Source organism: Chitinophaga fulva, from assembly GCF_012927205.1.
Classification (GTDB): Bacteria; Bacteroidota; Bacteroidia; order Chitinophagales; family Chitinophagaceae; genus Chitinophaga; species Chitinophaga fulva.
Genome location: NZ_JABBGC010000004.1, coordinates 1,051,743 through 1,070,395 on the forward strand (window position 1 = coordinate 1,051,743; position 18,653 = coordinate 1,070,395).

At 48.0% G+C, this 18,653-nt stretch carries 12 protein-coding genes; 7 read left to right on the forward strand and 5 right to left on the reverse strand.

The window, feature by feature from the left end; genetic code table 11:
* Positions 1-24: 24 nt before the first annotated feature.
* On the reverse strand, positions 25-687 hold the full coding sequence (locus tag HHL17_RS32755) for a Crp/Fnr family transcriptional regulator (RefSeq protein ID WP_169229004.1): 663 nt from the start codon (positions 685-687) through the stop codon (positions 25-27).
* A gap of 55 nt (positions 688-742) precedes the next feature.
* On the opposite strand from HHL17_RS32755, the gene HHL17_RS32760 reads away from it, so the two are divergent.
* On the forward strand, positions 743-1,435 hold the full coding sequence (locus HHL17_RS32760; protein WP_169229005.1) for an HAD family hydrolase: 693 nt from the start codon (positions 743-745) through the stop codon (positions 1,433-1,435).
* Positions 1,432-2,055, forward strand: a complete 624-nt coding sequence (locus tag HHL17_RS32765) for a chloramphenicol acetyltransferase (RefSeq protein ID WP_169229006.1) — start codon at positions 1,432-1,434, stop codon at positions 2,053-2,055. Before HHL17_RS32760 ends, HHL17_RS32765 begins: the two co-directional genes overlap by 4 nt.
* A 74-nt stretch (positions 2,056-2,129) precedes the next feature.
* On the opposite strand, the gene HHL17_RS32770 is transcribed toward HHL17_RS32765, so the two are convergent.
* Positions 2,130-2,516 (reverse strand): VOC family protein, encoded by a 387-nt coding sequence (locus tag HHL17_RS32770; RefSeq protein ID WP_169229007.1) that lies wholly within the window; start codon positions 2,514-2,516, stop codon positions 2,130-2,132.
* Between the two features lie 1,717 nt (positions 2,517-4,233).
* Between HHL17_RS32770 and HHL17_RS32775 the strand changes: the two genes are divergently transcribed.
* Positions 4,234-7,188, forward strand: a complete 2,955-nt coding sequence (locus HHL17_RS32775) for an endopygalactorunase (RefSeq protein WP_169229008.1) — start codon at positions 4,234-4,236, stop codon at positions 7,186-7,188.
* A 5-nt stretch (positions 7,189-7,193) separates the two neighbouring features.
* Here HHL17_RS32775 and HHL17_RS32780 read toward each other — a convergent pair whose 3' ends face one another.
* Positions 7,194-7,577, reverse strand: a complete 384-nt coding sequence (locus HHL17_RS32780; protein WP_169229009.1) for a hypothetical protein — start codon at positions 7,575-7,577, stop codon at positions 7,194-7,196.
* A 129-nt stretch (positions 7,578-7,706) separates the two neighbouring features.
* On the opposite strand from HHL17_RS32780, the gene HHL17_RS32785 reads away from it, so the two are divergent.
* Positions 7,707-9,476, forward strand: coding sequence for an ATP-binding response regulator (locus HHL17_RS32785; RefSeq protein ID WP_169229010.1), 1,770 nt, complete (start codon positions 7,707-7,709; stop codon positions 9,474-9,476).
* Between the two features lie 13 nt (positions 9,477-9,489).
* Here HHL17_RS32785 and HHL17_RS32790 read toward each other — a convergent pair whose 3' ends face one another.
* The gene (locus tag HHL17_RS32790; protein WP_169229011.1) at positions 9,490-10,476 is read right to left on the reverse strand and encodes a terpene synthase family protein; all 987 of its coding nucleotides are present in this window, start codon (positions 10,474-10,476) and stop codon (positions 9,490-9,492) included.
* Between the two features lie 418 nt (positions 10,477-10,894).
* Between HHL17_RS32790 and cas6 the strand changes: the two genes are divergently transcribed.
* Together cas6 and HHL17_RS32800 are read left to right on the forward strand one after the other, a co-directional pair.
* A complete protein-coding gene (cas6, locus tag HHL17_RS32795) occupies positions 10,895-11,695 on the forward strand; it encodes a CRISPR-associated endoribonuclease Cas6 (protein WP_169229012.1) in 801 nt (266 codons plus the stop codon).
* 1,061 nt (positions 11,696-12,756) lie between these two features.
* Positions 12,757-13,146, forward strand: a complete 390-nt coding sequence (locus tag HHL17_RS32800) for a hypothetical protein (protein ID WP_169229013.1) — start codon at positions 12,757-12,759, stop codon at positions 13,144-13,146.
* Positions 13,147-13,194: 48 nt separating this feature from the next.
* Here the strand turns inward: HHL17_RS32800 and HHL17_RS32805 are convergent, their stop codons facing one another.
* Positions 13,195-16,011, reverse strand: coding sequence for an FAD-binding and (Fe-S)-binding domain-containing protein (locus HHL17_RS32805; RefSeq protein WP_169229014.1), 2,817 nt, complete (start codon positions 16,009-16,011; stop codon positions 13,195-13,197).
* Positions 16,012-16,117: 106 nt separating this feature from the next.
* Here HHL17_RS32805 and HHL17_RS32810 point away from each other — a divergent pair, with 106 nt between their 5' ends.
* Positions 16,118-18,340 carry an outer membrane beta-barrel protein gene (locus HHL17_RS32810; protein WP_169229015.1) on the forward strand — a complete coding sequence of 741 codons (2,223 nt, stop codon included), beginning with the start codon at positions 16,118-16,120 and terminating at the stop codon, positions 18,338-18,340.
* Positions 18,341-18,653 lie beyond the last annotated feature (313 nt).

An 18,653-nucleotide genomic window follows, 5' to 3' on the forward strand; every position in this document is an offset into this window, starting at 1 on the left:
TTTTGATTCAGTCGGGCGGTTACACTATTCCCCATATTCCCGCATCAGGCGCTCAAATACATCTCTTTCGATATACAGATCAAAACTATCGGGGTGAATGATGCTCCTTTCCCGTAATTGTTTGAGGGAGCGGTTAAAACTTCTCACGGATACGCCCAGGTAATCGGCCAGGTCTTTTTTAGCAAAACTGGTTTGTTGGGTAGCAAGGACAGACAATAATTTTAACATGGCGTACTCAGCCGGGTAAACTTGTTGATAGGAGGCCCGTGCAGAGGTCTGGTTCAGCCGGTGCGCGAGCGACAGTAACAACAGCCTGTTCAGTTCCGGGTTATGCGTGATCAGGTAAGCAAAATAATCGGTGGTGATACACCAGGCCGTTACTTCGGTGAGCGCCGTCACCGTGGTCAGGTTCGGTGTCTTTTGAATCACTTCAATTTCTCCCAGGAGTTCACCTTCTCCCAAAAACTGGACAATAAAATCCTTCCCATTATCTTCTGTGATATGCACTTTGGAAAGCCCGGTCTGTTGTACGAACACGTATTTGTTGCCCTGTCCCTGCTTCAGCAGGTGGCCGCCGGCGGGCCAGGTCTGCAGAAATACCCGGTCTTTTTTCTCGGCTTCCGTCAGCTGGTTTTCAATGAATGTTAAAATAGCGCGATTGGTATGTATCATAGTAAGCTGGGACAAATGTCCCGTTTTTTCGCAGTTGAAGCTATTAATTTTACGGAAATTTTAAGAATTTATGAAAGGCATACAAACCATCGCCTTCGACGCCGATGATACCTTATGGGTCAATGAACCTTATTTCCGGGAAGTAGAGGACAAATTCTGCGGTCTCCTGGAAGACTACCTGCCTCATCATACCGTGGCGCAGGAACTATTTAAAACAGAGATGGAGAACCTGTCGCTGTATGGTTACGGCGTAAAAGGGTTCATGCTGGCTATGATAGAAACTATTCTGCGTGTGACAGAAAATACCGCCAGCCCGTTGTTGATCGCTAAAGTGCTGGAATATGGCAAAGAGCAGCTGAACAAGGATATCGAGTTGCTGGACGGTGTGAAAGAAGTCCTCGAAGCCCTCAAAGGCAAATACCGCCTCGTAGTGGCCACCAAAGGCGACCTGCTCGATCAGGAAAGGAAGCTCAATAAATCCGGTCTCGCTCACTATTTCCATCATATCGAAATTATGAGCGATAAAAAAGAAAAGGACTATCAGAAATTGCTTCGTCATCTTGATTGTCCGCCGGAAGCTTTCCTGATGATCGGCAACTCCATCAAATCAGATATCATGCCGGTGCTGGCCATCGGTGGGCACGCCATTCATATTCCTTACCATACCGTATGGGCACACGAAGTAGTGGAAGAGGAAGTGAAAGAAGAAAGATTTTATTCATTTGAAAACATTACGGCCATACTGCCGAAACTATTGTCATGAAACAACAACTGGACATAAACACCTGGGCCAGAAAAGACCATTATCATTTTTTTAGTCAGTTCGAGGAACCCTTTTTTGGGGTATGCGTAAACGTGGACTGTACCCGTGCGTATTTTGTATCAAAGGCATACGGATATTCCTTTTTCCTGTACTACCTGCATAAAGCCATGGTAGCCATGAACTCTATAGAACCTTTCCGTTACCGTATCATTGACAAACAGGTATGGATATACGATCATATCGATCCTTCGCCTACCATCAACCGGCCGGACGGTACATTCGGATTTGCTTACTTTCCGTATCATGCGGACTTTAAAACGTTTGCAGCTACCGCAGGTGAAGAGTCAGAGCGGGTACGGAGCAGCACAGGGCTTGTACCCGCTGTATCCGGAGAAAATGTGGTACACTGTTCTTCTATGCCATGGATCGAGTTCACTTCGTTATCGCATGCCCGCAGCTTTTCTTTTAAAGACAGCTGCCCCAAAATATCTTTCGGTAAGATGACCGAAAAAGAAGGGAAGATGATGATGCCGGTATCGGTACATGTGCATCATGCACTGATGGATGGATACCATGTAGGGCAGTTCCTGGAGGAGTTCCAGAGACATTTGGATATTTAGTTATTGGGAGATTTTTCTTCTCATCAACAGCTGTTTATTTTAGGTAGCATATAAATAATCAAATTTCAAAATGACTAAATATCCAGATAATTGCTCACTTCTATCAGATTCCCGTCCGGGTCCCGGAAGTAGATGGAGATAATAGGGCCATTGGCGCCCGTCCTTTTTACTTCTGATTCCAGGAGGGGAATGTTTTTATTGAATAATTCCTCTTTTACTTCGCGTATAGGTGTTTCCGTTATAAAGCAAAGATCCGCCGAGCCGGGTGTCGGATATGTCGCCTTCGGCTCAAACTCTTTCCCCTTTTGATGCAGATTGATTTTTTGTTGGCCGAATTTGAGGGCCTTGCGGTTGTCGCCGAAGGTTTGGAGTTCCATGCCCAGGACTTCCTGGTAGAAGCGGCAGGTGGTGTCTATGTCAGCGACGGTGAGGACGAGGTGGTCGAGGATGGATATTTTCATGATGGAGGATTTTGTTGTTTGGGTGTATGTCTTGTATTGCAGGTCTATCGGGTGTAAGATACAGACTTCCTGGACTTTGTGAGTGTTTGAAGTCTTTGGTGATAGATAAAAATACTGTTGACTCTTATCAATGTGCGAAGCGAAAAGTTATTTCAATTCCTTGGGGGACTATTAAAACGGAGTTACAAGCATATTCGAAAACCTCTATGCTATATTTCAATTCCCCTGTGGTCCAACTAACAATTGAATCACCAGTCCGATGCTGTTGGGCATAAAAACATTTCAATTCCTCTATGGTCCAAGTAAAACTAGATTTCCTCGCTACTGGGAATATAGCAGTAGCTGATTTCAATTCCTTCATGATCAGATCAACCCCCTGTCCTTCACCGGCGAATAGCAGCAAAAGTGTAGTTTCAATTCCATCATGGTCCAATTAAAACTGTATGGATAGTGGATAATTGCGCTTTTGTCTAACAGTTTCAATTCCTTCATGATCCGATTAAAACGGAGAAGAACTCGAAACAGGACTTTATGGGAGCCGGTTTTCAATTCCTTCATAGTTTGATTAAAACGTGGCGCCTTCGGCGTAAGCTTCCTGGCTAAAAAATTTCAATTCCTCTGTGATTCAATTAAAACAATCTACTATGTACTAACTGGTAGTGAGTCTACTCTGTTTCAAATCCTCTATGGTCAAATTAAAATGCGGTACTGTGGCGGCGGATGGTCTCATGGTTTATCACTTTCAAATCCTCTATGGTCAAATTAAAACTTATCTGGCTTTTGAGGTAAGAGGGGACAGCATGGACTTTCAATTCCTCTATGGTCAAATTAACCCCTTTCTTGTTAGTATCGTAATAACGATAATTTACTTTCAATTTCCTTATGGTCCAATTAAAACAATGTTTACATCACCAGCAAGGGAAGGGTCTACCTCCTTTCAATTCCTTCATGGTCCAATTAAAACTCTTGAAAGTTTAGAACGCCATGGCCAACGGTAGAATCTTTCAACTCCTTCATGGTCCAATTAAAACAGCAATGCGCAGTAAATCGGGTGATCTCCACAGTACGTTTCAATTCCTCTATGGTCCAATTAAAACTTATAGAAGCACATAAGCAGGGGGTACTATTCGCGTCTCAATTCCTCTAGGGTCCAATTAAAACATAAGCTGCATAGACTCAGCATATGAACCGAAAATGTTTCAATTCCTCTATGGTCCAATTAAAACAAGGAACACACCAAGACCTTTTCGAGCCTTGATAGGTTTCAATTCCTCTATGGTCCAATTAAAACCCTTCCAAATCAAAAAATCATCTCCCTGTCAGCAAGACTTTCAAGTTACCAACGTTCCATTTTCTGGAAGAAAGAGTCGTCGATTACCAATGATACGATTTCCCCCGGAGATCGACGACTTATTAGGATAATTTATATGCAAATAATGCGCTTCATGGGTGAGGCCTCGTTACTAATCATCAAATCTGTATCATTTTGATAACCGTGTAAGTGCCAACTGTATTCAGTTTACTAGTCTATTGGATAGACTGTTAGCTAATGAAGGAATATCATCTCCGTTTTATTAAGGTACAAATCTTAACCCGGTTTACACATTTCAAGACTAATTAAAATCGGGACATAGGAAGAGAATTAGCACCAGTTCCCCGAACCAAAACTATAAAAATTTCAATCGATTGCTTAACTTAAGCCCAATTCCCTTTCGTTATGAAAAATACATTCATCTTCCTAATCAGCATACTAACCGCAACGGCCTCCATAGCGGCAGCAGCTTCCGATCCAGCAAGGCACAACGCCAATAGGACAGCCATCCCGCTGCCACTGCCCCGCGCTGAGGCCAAACCAGTTTCCCCGCACATCGCTGCCATTTCCGCAGATACGATAAAGCTGGTAACCGGCAGCACCTACGCCTACACAGTAGATACTAAAGAAAACGAAGGCCTGATCAGCACCGCCACTACGGTAGCACATCTGTTAGCAGAACTCCAAACCAACGTCGCCATATTTCGCCGCCAGATCACCTCCGCCGATGGCAAACCCAAAGACTCCGGCCTCATCGCCGCAGGCGACCGCCTCACGCTCACTAACGCCAGAGGCAGCACGACTTACTACCTGCTTCCGCAACAACGCGCCCTCACCGGCCAATTGGAGCTACAGAAGCCAACGATAACAGCACAAATCAAAAATACCCTCACGCTGCATTACACCGCCGGCCAGCGAAGCCCCGACGCCATGGTGTCAATAAGATTCCCTGCCGGCATCAACATCACGGAAGAGAATACCACCGTCAACGTGATAGGCCGCGGCACCGTGCTGCTGAAAGACCTGCCCAGTCAATCTATTGGCCGCACCGGTACCCGCTATTCCTATACACGTGTAGGCGAGGCCGTGATCTCGAAAGAACCGGACGGAGGAACTACCCTCACGCTCCGGCACCTGGACTTGCGCCCGGCAAACGGACCAGATATCGTCCTGACAATACACGATGTGATGCCAACGAATACCGGCCAGTATTTCATCAGCGCAGCCTGCACTACTTCAAAGCCCGCTATACTCACCAGCTCCGGTCTTGCAAGGGAAACGGCATCTCTCTGGGTAACGAATACCATCACCGATTTTAAAAGGGTACTGATAAAGGACAAACCTTATCATGAACTGTCCAACGACTACACCCAGGCGCATTTCCGCTGGACGCCGATAGCTGCCGGGAAGGCATCCATAGAACTATCAACAGACACCGGCCGCCATTGGTCGGCCGCTAAAGCCACGATAGACGTGGAACATGGTACCGCTGTCATCACCGGTTTGCGCAAGGATAAACTGTATCATTTCCGGCTGGTATTAAAAAACGGCCGTTCCAACATTACCAGTTATTATACCGGCCTGCTGGATGTGAAGCAGTTCGGCGTGTATGGCAATGACACTACAGACCATACAGACCGTATCAACGAAGCGATCACCTTCGTCCATAACATCGGTGGTGGCACGCTGTTCTTCAGCGAAGGCATCTTCAACGTGCGGACGGTGCACCTGCAAAGCAACGTATACCTCTACATTGGCAAACAGGCCACTATCCGGGCACTGAAAGGCGCTGATGCTCCGGAAACCACCTGGTTCAGCGACCGGGCCTACCGCTCCGGCCTTTCACCCATAGACCCCGGTCCATATGAAGACCCGGAAAACTACCTCACCAAACAAGACGTAGGGCATCATTACTTTCACAATGCGATGTTCTTCGGTGAACGGCTGGATAATATCAAAATCATCGGCAACGGCCTCATCACAGGCAATGGCAACCTCGTCACCAGTGACAAAGTGATGAACAACACACCCGACAAACGCGGGGATAAAATGTTCTCGCTGAAACTATGTACCAATGTGGAGATAGGCGGCATTCACCGGGATAATGATCTGTGGTACGATTCCACCAAAGACATGCCCTACTACGTGGGACAAGACAATTTTGACGACAGTAACATGCTACAGATAGACCGCGCCGGCCACTTCGTGCTGCTGGCCACCGGCACGGACACACTTTTTGTGCATGATACCTACTTCGGCAAAATGAACCAGACCAATGTACGGGACATCTATGATTTTATGGCCTGTAACCAGGTAACGGTACGGAATATTTATTCCCGCGTCAGTTCAGATGATATCGTCAAACCGGGATCTGACTGCTCTCTCGGATTTACCCGTCCGGCGCGGCATTACCGGGTGCGTAACGTGATCGGTGATACCAACTGCAACCTTTTCCAGGTAGGCTCCGAAACGGCGGACGATATCATGGACATCTGTGTGGACAATATCTATGTGCTCGGCGCTAATAAGGCCGGGTTTTCCATCTCCACCAATGATGGCGCCCATGTGAAGGATATCCACCTCAATTGTGGGCATACCGGTCCGGTGAACCAGCGTTCCCGCATGATGCGGACAACGGCGCCGTTTTTTATCTCCATCTCCAACCGGGGACGTGTCATCGGCGCTACAGTAGGCAAATACAGCTTCCGGGAAGAAGACCGCAAGCGCACGGAATTGCTGGTGCAAAACGTCAGCATCGGACAGGTGGAAAACATCATCATCAACAGTATCGATATCACAGAAGTGTACAGTGGCAGTTCTTTCGGCCATGGTACCCGCTGGAAACCGTTCGATGGCTCACAGGGACGTTCTACTTCCATTATTGCCGGTTACGGCCTGCCAGCGTCAAGTGATGTGGAAGGCGGACTGGATTTCACCCTGCCGGATGGCCGTCACACCGGTTATATCCGGAATGTTGTTTTTAATGATGTACACATTACTGATAAAGGCGGGCGTCCGCTGGCGGATACGGCCAACCGGCCACCGGAGCTGGGTGTGGGGCAGTACAATGTATCCAACCTGAAGGTCCAGCCTTCATATGGGCTATGGGCGCGCCATGTGGAAGGATTGACGATCAGGGAAAGTTCGTTCAATTATGAAAAGCGGGATAGCCGTTATGCGCTGTTCCTCGATGATGTGCGGGGAGCGGAGATTTCCGGCGTTAAGGCCGTCAGGGCTGCTGATGCCACGGATTGGCTCCGTTGTATCCGGTCTTCTGGTGTCCATTGGAAAAACATCCTGTTTTACCAGGATGAATGGGGCAAATCGCCGGTATCCCCGGATGGCATCAGCAGCCGTTAGGGTAGCTATTGCGCTCTGGTGGCCTTGTCAATCCAGAGCACCAGCTTTTTGGCGTCGATTTCTTTCAACGGTATTTCCTTATCATTATCAAGACCACGGGTGAAATATACGGTGGTCTTTTGCGTTTGACCTTTATCCAACCCGTCTTCAAAGAGGGCTACACCGTACAGTTCTTTGTCTGCCGTGGATTCCGCCGAGATACGCAGGGTACCGATATTGTACTGGCCGTTATTCTTAACGGTGATGACGCCGTTCTGATACGTGTAACTAATACCTTTAACGGTACCCAGAAATATCTTGTTGGTACTCGTGGGGGCCTTGTAAGTTTGACATTTTGCGATTTGCGGAGCAAGTGCTAAAAAGAGCGAAAAAATCAGTAATTTATTCATCGAAAGATAAAAATATATTGTAAAAATACATTTTATCTTTATACGGTGATTTGTGAGTAATTTCGTATAAGAATAAATCAAGGATGTGATGTTCACCGTGGAGAATGTTCTCAGCAAACTGATGTCCCAATGACCTATTTTAGATTGTTCCACCCTGTGCTGCTCGCACGGGAAATCATACATACCGGGACTGCCCAGCTGGAAGGAGAGGAGAAGAAACGAGTCAGTATTATCAACACTCTCAGTCTTGCATCAATTGCGCTTTGTTTGATCTTCGGCTCTGTTATCTACTATCTTACCGGTAATCTGGAGATCCTGATACCCGCTTACGCAGAAGCCCTTTTGTTTGTGGTGGTGCTTATGCTCAACCATTTCCGGTGGCATAATACGGCAGCCATCCTGACAGCTTTTGTGCATAACCTTTCTATCGTTTATTTCAGTGCATTGCTGGGCATGGTAACGGAAGTATACCTGCTTTTCTTTTTCCTTTTAGGCGCTGCATTGATGGTGTTTCATGGTAAACCGCTACTGATAAAGTTCAGTATAGCCATTTCCGTGATATGCCTGGTATTGTGCGAACTGAATTATTATTACTATTTCATAGAGCCGCTGGCACTTTCCCATGATGAACAGTTCCTCATCCGCTGGGTGACCATCCCGGCCATCCTGGTGCTGGATGTGATCACTTTTGCTTTGTATGTGCGCACATTACGGCGTAAAAACGCGCAGCTGGAGCGGAAAGCCACCGCGCTGGAAATGGCTGATAAAGCTACGAGACGGCAGGCCATGGAGACCTCCCATGAAATGAGGAATCCTTTTAACGCGGTGTATGGCATCTCGCAGGACCTGCTGATGCAGGTGCAAAAAAGCGATCTGTATCCGGCTGAACTGAAGTCATCCATCGAGCATCTGTATTCCGCTTCGCATAATGTATTGCAGATCCTCAACAATAACCTGGAGCATTTCCGGCAGCAGGAAGGCGTGGCGCCACAGCTGGAAACGGGCGTGTTTAACGTGCGGGACTGGGCGGGCGAAGCTACTGCTATCTACCAATACATCGCCAATGTCAGGGATGTCAGTATAGCGCTGGAGATAGACCCACAGATGCCTGCGCGGGTGGAAGGAGATAGAATCAAATTAACACAGATACTCAATAACCTGTTGTTTAACGCCATCAAGTTTACCCATCCTGACAGTACGGTTACCGTACAGATCAGGCCCAACGGAGAGCAGTGGCAGTTGCTGGTGAAAGACAGTGGTGAAGGCATTCCGCCGGACCGCCTGTCGACTATTTTTTCGCCGTATGTATCCGAACAGCATGCTTTCGGAGGTACCGGGCTGGGATTGCCAATTGTACAGCGTTTTGTAGAACTGATGGGCGGTACTATCACCGTAGCCAGTAAAACCGGCGAAGGGTCTGTGTTTACCGTCAACCTGCCGCTGGTAGTGGTGGAAGAAACGCCGGCGCCGGCCGTTCCTGTGAACAGGAACATTACGCTCCACGCGTTCCCAGGGGTAAAGGCGCTGGTGGTGGATGATAACCAGATGAGCAATATGATCCTGAGCCGTTTCCTGGAACGGATGGAATGCCTCATCACCGCTGCCTATGGCGGAGAAGAGGGGCTGAAGATGGCTATTGAAACACATCCCGATATTATCTTCCTGGATTCCCATATGCCGGGAATGGATGGCAAAGCCACGCTGGCAGCGCTGCAGGATAACCCTGCAACGCGTGATGCCATCGTGATCGTTGTTTCCGGCGACGCGGCCGAAGCATCCATCACAGAGATGCTCACAGCCGGCGCCGATGATTTTATGACCAAACCCATCGATCTGAAAACCCTCAATGAGTTAATGATCAAATTTGAACCCCGTCTTACAAATTCACGTCATCAATAGTTCGCACTCACCATTAGTAATTTGTAACCCGTAATTCGTAATTGGTCTGGGCGATGCCATAACGGCTGGTATCGCGTGTGCTCCAGGAGATATTTCCTTCCATCATATGTTCCAGCATAAGGATATAACGGTCCAGCAGCGGATAATCCTGTCCGGAGCTGAGCGACAGTACTACGTCTGCGGTATGCAGGAACTGCCTGATTTCATCATCGTGGATAGTTGCCGCTTCGTTGACAGCCCGTTCCAGTGACACCTGTTTTTTGTTTTTAATCATCATGACCAGGTTCAGCTCATCGCCCTGTTCCAGTTCCTTGGTATAGGAAAACAGGTCGTTGGCCCAGCAGATGGTCCGGCTGCAGAGCAGGCCGAGTTCTTTAATCAGGGAATCGGCATACCAGGAGGCTGGCAGGAACACATCTTCCATGATTTCTGCGAGGTCGAGGAAGAAGTTGGCGCCGCCGATACCGGGGCGATGCAGCATATAATCTTCTAATGTGATATCATCGGTGGAGGTCACATGTTGCATGCGCCAGCTGTTAGACATAAAAGCAGCATGGAGGCTGGTGGTGAACCGTTGTTGCCAGTCCGCGGGCCCTATCTGTACCATACGCAGCCAGATGTCCTGCATGGCAAGCAGCAGGGGCGGGTCTTGCTGTGGCTCCGCCTGATATTTGCCTTTCAGTACACCGATCATTTTACCGGCAAGGGCTTCAAAGCCGCCGGGGTTGTTGAGGGTGATGCGGTCTATCTCATCGTCCCAGAGGAAGAGCAGGGTGTTGAAATCCGCCGCAATAGCCAGTCTGAACAAGTCGGCATTGGGGAACATACGGGCCACCATCCAGGAGAATTTCTGTTCCTGGTACAGTTGCCACTGGCCATTGCCGTTGTCCAGCCCGAATTTCCTGACCCATGCCGCTGTGTGACGGTCAGCCTTTTCGACCAAAGGATTGAGTTTTCCCGGGAAGGGGCAGTACAGCCCCGGAAGTGTTGTTGTTTCCATAAAACTGAATATTTAAGTGTTTAAAAAGCGGAGGTAGATGCGTTCTTTGGGTGCTTTGATAACCGGTACCGGTGGTAAATAGTCTTCACGGATCAATCTGCTCGTTCGTTGGCTCGAATTCGAATAAGGCCGGGATAGCTGGCAGGGCAAAACAGGACGCACCTAAAATTAAGACTGTGACGTTAATTAGCCGCGGCAATTCCGCAGTTTAATAGGAGCAGGGGAATAATACGGGGGTGGGATCTGCCCGTCAGGGTGGTGAAAATCCGGGATGGAAGTGGTGTTGTTCACCCATACCCACATTTTTTTTTGTTGGTTGATAGTACTTATTTGGGTCTATGGCAGTTAGTAGTTCAGAAATCTGATTGTATTGTTCGTGTAGTTGTTTGCAACAGTCATCATTTATTCATTTGTAAACATGCGTTTCAGAATTAAACTAAAAGCCACACATCCAGCAGCTGTCATTCCAATTAATTACCCTTATGCCTTATCGGCAGTGATTTTTAAAATATTGCACCAGGCAGATGAAGCTTACGCGGCTTTCCTCCATGACAGAGGATATTCACGCCCTGGCTCCCTCAAAGTATTTAAACTGTTTTCTTTTTCAGAGATCCGTACCGCCTTTCGCATTGAAGGAGACCGTTTCCGTTTTCTCACTGACGAGGCCATGTTCATGATCTCTTTTCATCTGCCGCAGGCTGCCCAAAGCTTTATCCGGGGACTGTTTCTCGATGAAACCATCGAAATTGGCGACCGTCGCAGCCAGGCGGCGTTTGTCGTAACAGAAGTACATCCCACGCCGACGCCGCTGGAGAACATTCCGGACAAGGAAGTCCGGGAGATTTTGCTGCAACCGTTTTCACCGCTGGTTTGCGGTACTAAGAACGATCGGGGATACTATGATTTCCTCTCTCCGCAGCATCCCGATTTTGTGACACAACTGGTGCATAACTGGCGCGAGAAATTTATCACCATGTACGGCGAAGATCAGGCAGACACCGTGTTTGATCCGGTCAGCGTGGAAGTGGTGATGATGGAAAAACCGCCCAAATCCAGGCTGGTGACAATTAAGGCAGATACACCCCAGGAGACGAAGATCCGTGGGTATACGAACTTCCGGCTCAAAGTGAAAGGAGCAGGCCAAGCACTGAAGTTATTGGCGGATGCCGGCGCTGGGGTATATAATAGTTCCGGGATGGGGAGCCTGCATGTTTTGTGAGATGTTTTTAAAGACGTTATTTTCCCTTTTTCATACGTGTACACTGCCTGCTTGCTTGTTGAGTCGATTTAAGCAGAAGAATCTATTCACTTCACATATGTTTGTTTAGTAGTTGTTGTGAAATAGAATGTAACAAGTCGTCGATCATCGGGCCAATCTTGTGGCTGGTGGTCGGCGACTTTTGTTGTGGGGAAGGTTAGCAGGAGGCTTGAAAGGTTTGCTGGTGGCGGTGTGGGTTTTGATGTGGAATGTTTAATTGAAGTATGGAGGAATTGAAATCACCATAGAGGAATTGAAAGATTTTCAGCAGTCCCATATCCACTCCAAGAAACGCGTTTTAATTGAACCGTAAAGGAATTGAAAGGTTAGGGTGAGTTGTAGAACAGGTAGGCGAGTGTAGGTATTAATCAGACTATATAGAGGAATTGAAATGTATCAAAATCATCTACGATGATACAGTCTGGGCGATTTTTAGTTGCACTACTAAGAATTGAAATATCGCCTTTATCACTTTTTTTGCTGCCGCTTTTACGGCTTTAATAGTACTAACAAGGAATTGAAATTCGACCTCCTGGGTGACAACTATGGCTTCACCAAATGTTTTAGACCATACGGAATTGAAACAATAAGAAGGTGTATCCGTGGCCTTCCTGGTAAAACATAATAAAACCATGAGGGAATTGAAAAGTTATCCCCGGCTTATTTTTCTTCTATGTCAGTTCTTGTATTAATTGGACCATAAAGGAATTAAAATATAAGAACGCAGCCGTATTTCCTTCCCATGACAGAAGTTTTAATTGGATTATCGTGGATGAAAATCATAAAATAAATATTATATTTATTGGGTATGTAATTTTTATCACATCAAGACAAACGATTCAGAGAATCAGAAGAAAACGACTGTCCGGTTGTTTTATGGGACGACAATAGCGCCATGGGATTTCACCATGTTGCTAATAGCTTCACTGCGTTGCTTATTAAGTTAGATGGCGAGAGTTAATAGTTGGAGCTTAATACAGGAGGCATCTGTATACTGTTAACCTGATTTCAAAATAAAAACTATGTGGTCTCCTCTTTACTGGTACTACGAGATACGAAGTGATAGAAGTTATAGCCAGAGAATATTGACTGGTGATGTTCTCAATGTGTTGAATAATACGGGAGAATTGCAACGTATAGACAAACAGGAATTCGGTAACATTGAACGTTTTCCCTGGATCAGTGTTGTTGCCGTCAATTCTAATAACGGTAATTATGCCACATACGCAGGTTACAAAAGTAGATGGATTAATTTAATTGCTGTAGTTGGTTCAAAATCAGATCCTCGAAATGAAACCTTATATGTGAGTTTGTTAGCAAGGATCGCTGAGAAATTAAACTGGGAACTGATATTGGAAGAAGATGAAGATGGCAATGAGGATGTTGTTCTAAGAGAGAAATTACTACAATAAAAAAGGCCTGCATCACTGCAAGCCTTTTTCTATTGAATAAAAAAATTTCTATAACCCTTCATCTACCAGGTACAACACGGATTCATAATTCTTCTTCACCGCCGTAGACATAGCAATCTCACAAGTCTTGGTAGAAGAATAATATCCATCATGTTCGTTGCATTTCACCTCCATAGACTCCGGACGTGTAGCCGATGCTGTTAGTTCCGGGAACAAGAACCCGCGATCACCGGCCATACCACAGCATCCTGCGTTTTTAGGCACAATCACCTCTTCCGCAAAAAACTGTGCTACACGCACAAACTTATGCCCCGTCTTCATTTTCTCTAATGAGCACACCGGGTGTAGCGCAATACTTTTCTTCTTATTAACAGCGGTTACTTTCGGCAACACGAAATCATGCAGGAAGTCCACGGCATCGAGGATCTGAAGCTGATCGAATTTCTGTTTGTTGGCATCGTTGAGCGTGGGGCGCACATGATGTAGCGTGTAAGCGCAGGAGCTGACATCGATGACTACCGGCAGCGCACCCTGACGGGTGTCGCTCCACAGCTTCTCGATGATATGATTGGCGGTATGCTGGTACGCATCTTTATATCCTTTGGAAGAAAAGATCTGGCTGCAGCAGGTACCACTGAGATTATCGGGAACGACTACACTGATACCGGCTTTCTCACATACGCTGAGGAATGTCTCCATGAGATTTTTGGATTTCCCTTCGTAGGTGCCGAGCATACGGGAGATACAGGCGGGGAAGTATACGATCGACGCATCGGCGGACTGCCGCGGTTTGAGGATATCCAGCTTAGGCGCAGGTTGCAGCTGCTCCGACCATAGCGGCACGGAGGGAATAATACTCCGGATGCCTTTGGTGAGATTAGTCATAGCTTGTTTGCCGAACACCTGGTTGATACCGGTGCCGACCTGAATGGCGGTCCTGACGGCCCATTCCACCGTCTTGAAATTTTTGGCTACCTGCAACGCGAGCTTGTTGGCAGAAGCCGAGTGGCTCTCCCGGCGGAGACGTTTCACCAGGTCGCCGGTATTGATGTCTACCGGGCAGGCAGTGGCACAGAGACCATCCACGGCGCAGGTTTCCAGCACATCGTACTGGTACTGGTCCAGGAGGACTTTATAATTGGCTTTGTCACCGTTTTTCTGCAATTGTTTGAGCGCTCTCCGGATAACGATCCTTCTGCGCGGCGTGGTGGTGATATCGCGGCTCGGGCATTTATGTTCGCAATAGCCGCATTCGATACAGCGGTCCACTTCTTCTTCGACGGTAGGCAGCTCCTTCAGGTGTTTGAGGTGGGCGCGGGCATCAGGATTGATGATCACACCGGGATTGAGCAGGTTATGCGGATCGGCGGCTTCTTTGACCTTTTTCATGATCTCATAGGCATCGCCACCCCATTCTGTTTCCACGAAGGGTGCCATATTACGGCCGGTGCCGTGTTCTGCTTTGAGGGTGCCGTCGTATTTGTTGACAACGAGCGCCACCACATCCTGCATGAAAAGTTCGTAGCGGGTCACTTCATCGGGTGTGTTGAACGACTGGGTAACGACGAAATGGATATTGCCATCTTTCGCGTGACCGAAGATGATGGCGTTGTGATAATTATATTGTGCGAAAAGTTTTTGCAGATCGAGGATGGCATCGCCAAGCTTTGCTACCGGGAAGGCGATGTCCTCCAGGATAACAGTGGTACCGCTGGCGCGAACGGCTCCCACGGCAGGGAACAATCCTTTACGGATTTTCCAGAAGAAGGCTTGTTCAGCCGGATTGGTGGTGAATACCGGCGGCTCGGACATATCGAGACTGGCGGCAGAGGCCATGAAACCATTAACACGGGCGTCGAGGGCTGCCTGCGTTTCTTCCTGGAATTCTATCAACAACGCTGCGGCCGTTTCCGGCAACGTTTTCACGATGGCGGGCATACCGTCCATATCTTCCACAGCCCGCAGGGAGGCGCGGTCCATCAGCTCCACCATCAGGGCGCCGGCGTTGGTCAGCGGCACGATAGCCTGACAGGCGGCGTAGATGGTCGGGAAATACAGCAACGCCGTGGATTTGTAGGCATAGTCCGGCACGGTGTCCATCACAGCTTCGGCGATGAATGCCAATGTACCCTCAGCACCGATCAACAGGTGGGCCATGATGTCCAGCGGATGGCGATAGTCGATGAAGGCGTTCAGCGCATAGCCGACAGTATTTTTGGTCTGGTATTTATGACGGATACGATCGTGTAATGCCCTATCGGCGGCTATCTGGTCGCGGAAATCAGCAAGGCTCACAAACAGCGGCGCACATTCCATTTCAAAACGGGCGTAGTCATTTTTATGCTCTGTGCTGAAGGTGTTGCCATCAGGCAGGATAAATTTGATGTAACGGGTAGTATGGTAAGAGTTGAGCGCTACGCCACAACACATGCCGCTGGAGTTGTTGGACAGGATACCGCCCATCATGGCAGAGTTGATGCTGGATGGATCAGGTCCGATTTTGCGGGCATGTTTTTTCAGGTAGGTGTTCACCATGGCGCCGGTAATGCCCGGTTGCACACGCACGGCCTGCCCGTTTTCTTCTATATGTATTTTATTCCAGTACTGGCTGAGGTCTACCAGGATACCGTCGGTGATAGACTGGCCGGAAAGGCTGGTGCCACCGGTACGGAATACCAGCGGAATCCGGTACTGCTGCGAAAAGCGGAACAAGGCCACGATCTCTGCTTCACCGATCGGTTGCACTACTGCCTGCGGCACCAAATGGTAGAAGCCTGCGTCTGAGGCATATGAGATAAGATCTATATACCTGGACTTGATGCGATTATCAGGTAAGATTTTTTTCAGTTCGTGTGCAATGTTCATGGCGACTTCCTTATTCCTTGACTGGTTGAATTTCACATTATGGGTAGCAAGTTATATAACTTTTATATCTTTATCCACCGCTTTTCTTAATAACCACTATTCAACCATGCCCGGAACTAAAAACCTATTGCCCGTATTTCTATTGGCTGAACTTTTTCTGATAACGCCTGTACTGGCCCATGCACAACAATCAGCGAAGGATACTGTGCCGCCACCGAAAGTGCGTCAACTGTCAGAAATCTCTGTCGTGCAACAGAAAGCACTGGTAGAGCGCAAGACCGACCGTGTAATTTATAACGTGACCAGCAGCGTAACTGCTGCCGGCGCCAACGGATTGGAGGTAATGGCCCGTGTGCCAGGATTACGGGTGACAGACAACCTGATCGCCATCGCCGGCAGAGGTGCAGTGAAGGTGATGATCAATGGACGGATTATCCCGCTGGCAGGGGAGGACCTGCAACGGTACCTGAAGTCCATGTCAGCCGGGGAGATCGCCCGCGTGGAAGTGATGTCTAATCCGTCGGCCGCCTATGACGCAGATGGCAATGCCGGCCTGATCAATATAGTAACGCGCCGCGACAGAAACCAGGGCTTCAGCGGGGAAATCCAGGCCAGTGGTAAACTGTCGGACTATGGTTTCAAGCCCCTGTACGGCGTGACTAACTATGGTACAGCTGCGGCCGGAGGCAACTTTAGCTACAATACCAATAAATGGTCGTTCTATGGGAATCTCAACTATGAACACGGCCGCTTTCTGGAAGGCTTCGGCATAGACCTGCAATACCCGAACCAGTTCTGGTCACAGACAGATACCGGCAACTATAAAATCCGTAACCTCAACCTGGTGCTGGGAACGGATTACAAGATAAGTAACCGCACTACCATCGGGTTTAATTATAGCGGCGCCCGTACCGCTTACATTGGTGACGATCACGTGAACAACCCGGTATACAACACCCGCGGCCAGCTCGATTCGCTGCTGAGGACTTTCGCTACGTATCAACCGGTAGCGTGGAGCACTGGGCTGAACCTCCACCTGGTGACAAGGCTGGATTCCAGCGGAAGACAGCTGTCTGTTGACGCGGATTATTTTAACTATTACCGTACCGATCAATCTGACTTTATCAGCCAGCGTTATGACGGAAAAGGAGACGCGATTGCCAATGGTACCACCAAATACTTTGATACCAACAAACAGGCGATCAATATTTACACCTTGAAAGCGGATCTGCAATGGCCCACTGCGTTTGCTAATTACGCCTTCGGTGGAAAGCTGAGCTTTATCGATAACTACAGCAACGTTTTTTATTATAAAAATCTCCATGGTGAAATGGAGTATGATAAAAACCTGAGTAACGAATACGACTATACGGAAAATACGCAGGCGGTATATGCCACTGCTTCTAAAGAGGCTGGTAAATGGAAACTCAATGCCGGTCTGCGTATGGAAGCCACCCAAACGAAAGGCGTTTCCCATGTGCAGGACAAGACCATGAACAACAACTATGTGAAGCTGTTCCCGTCTTTCTCCGCCGCCTGGAATTACAATGACAATAACCATCTGGCTTTCACCTTCGGTAAACGTATTAACCGGCCGGTGTTCTGGGACCTGAACCCTTATAAATCGCTGACTACCGCTTACAGCTACCTGGAGGGCAACCCGTATCTGCAGCCGGAATACAACAGCAACTTTGAGTTGTCGCACCACTGGCGCGAACGCTTTACTGCTGCTGCGTTCCTGAATATCACCAATAATGGCTTTAACCGCATCACGATGGCTATGCCGGATGATCACACCGTATATACCACACCGTTAAACTTTCTGAAGATATACCGCTATGGCCTCTCTGCCAGCGCTACGCTGCAGCCGTTGCCCTGGCTGGAAAGCATCAACCAGGTAACTGGCTACCATACTGCCGCCCGCAGCGCCTTGCCGAACATTCCCAACATTGACGGCATGAGCCTGTACCTGGCTACCAATAACAACATCGCGCTCAATAAGCACAAAACCCTGATGGCAGCGCTCAATTTCTGGTGCCAGTTCCCGGAAGTGGACCATAACGGCAAATCCAACACCTATTACAATATGGACCTTGGCATTAAAGCCCTCTGCCTGCAAAACCGCATGAGCATTGCGCTCAACGGGGCAGACCTCTTCCGGTCCAGTGCCAGTATAGTGCGTTCGGAAGTGAATTACATCCCACAGACATTTACACATTTCCAGGTGAACCGTCATATACGCCTCTCCGTTAGTTATAAGCTGGGACAGTCCACCCGTAAGCGGGAGATACGGGGTACCGGCAACGAGGAAGAAAAGAAACGGACGTAACGTTTTACCTTCCGGACAGGCGATGGGCCAGTTTGATTTCCGTGATTCATTATTATTTTGATTCCCACGAATCATTATTTCGATTTCCGCGATTGATCATTTCGATTCCCCGGGCTGGAAGCCCGGGGCTATGATGTTATTCAGGCTGTTTCTCAGAAAGTACAAAACAAATGTTCATTGTTTTTTCTCTCGAGGTTTCTGCCATGGCTTCTTCTTTTCTGAAAACCGAAACAATCAATCACAGGAATTGGAGTGGTCCATTAAGTAGAAAACCAATATATACTGCCAGGAATCAAAATACCCCCATTTTAGT

Bases quoted from the DNA above. Each gene is read 5' to 3' on its own strand.
- HHL17_RS32810 (WP_169229015.1), top strand. From the start codon at position 16,118: ATGCCCGGAACTAAAAACCTATTGCCCGTATTTCTATTGGCTGAACTT.
- cas6 (WP_169229012.1), top strand. From the start codon at position 10,895: ATGCGTTTCAGAATTAAACTAAAAGCCACACATCCAGCAGCTGTCATT.
- HHL17_RS32785 (WP_169229010.1), top strand. From the start codon at position 7,707: ATGACCTATTTTAGATTGTTCCACCCTGTGCTGCTCGCACGGGAAATC.
- HHL17_RS32770 (WP_169229007.1), bottom strand. From the start codon at position 2,516: ATGAAAATATCCATCCTCGACCACCTCGTCCTCACCGTCGCTGACATA.
- HHL17_RS32800 (WP_169229013.1), top strand. From the start codon at position 12,757: ATGTGGTCTCCTCTTTACTGGTACTACGAGATACGAAGTGATAGAAGT.
- HHL17_RS32805 (WP_169229014.1), bottom strand. From the start codon at position 16,011: ATGAACATTGCACACGAACTGAAAAAAATCTTACCTGATAATCGCATC.
- HHL17_RS32775 (WP_169229008.1), top strand. From the start codon at position 4,234: ATGAAAAATACATTCATCTTCCTAATCAGCATACTAACCGCAACGGCC.
- HHL17_RS32780 (WP_169229009.1), bottom strand. From the start codon at position 7,577: ATGAATAAATTACTGATTTTTTCGCTCTTTTTAGCACTTGCTCCGCAA.
- HHL17_RS32760 (WP_169229005.1), top strand. From the start codon at position 743: ATGAAAGGCATACAAACCATCGCCTTCGACGCCGATGATACCTTATGG.
- HHL17_RS32790 (WP_169229011.1), bottom strand. From the start codon at position 10,476: ATGGAAACAACAACACTTCCGGGGCTGTACTGCCCCTTCCCGGGAAAA.
- HHL17_RS32765 (WP_169229006.1), top strand. From the start codon at position 1,432: ATGAAACAACAACTGGACATAAACACCTGGGCCAGAAAAGACCATTAT.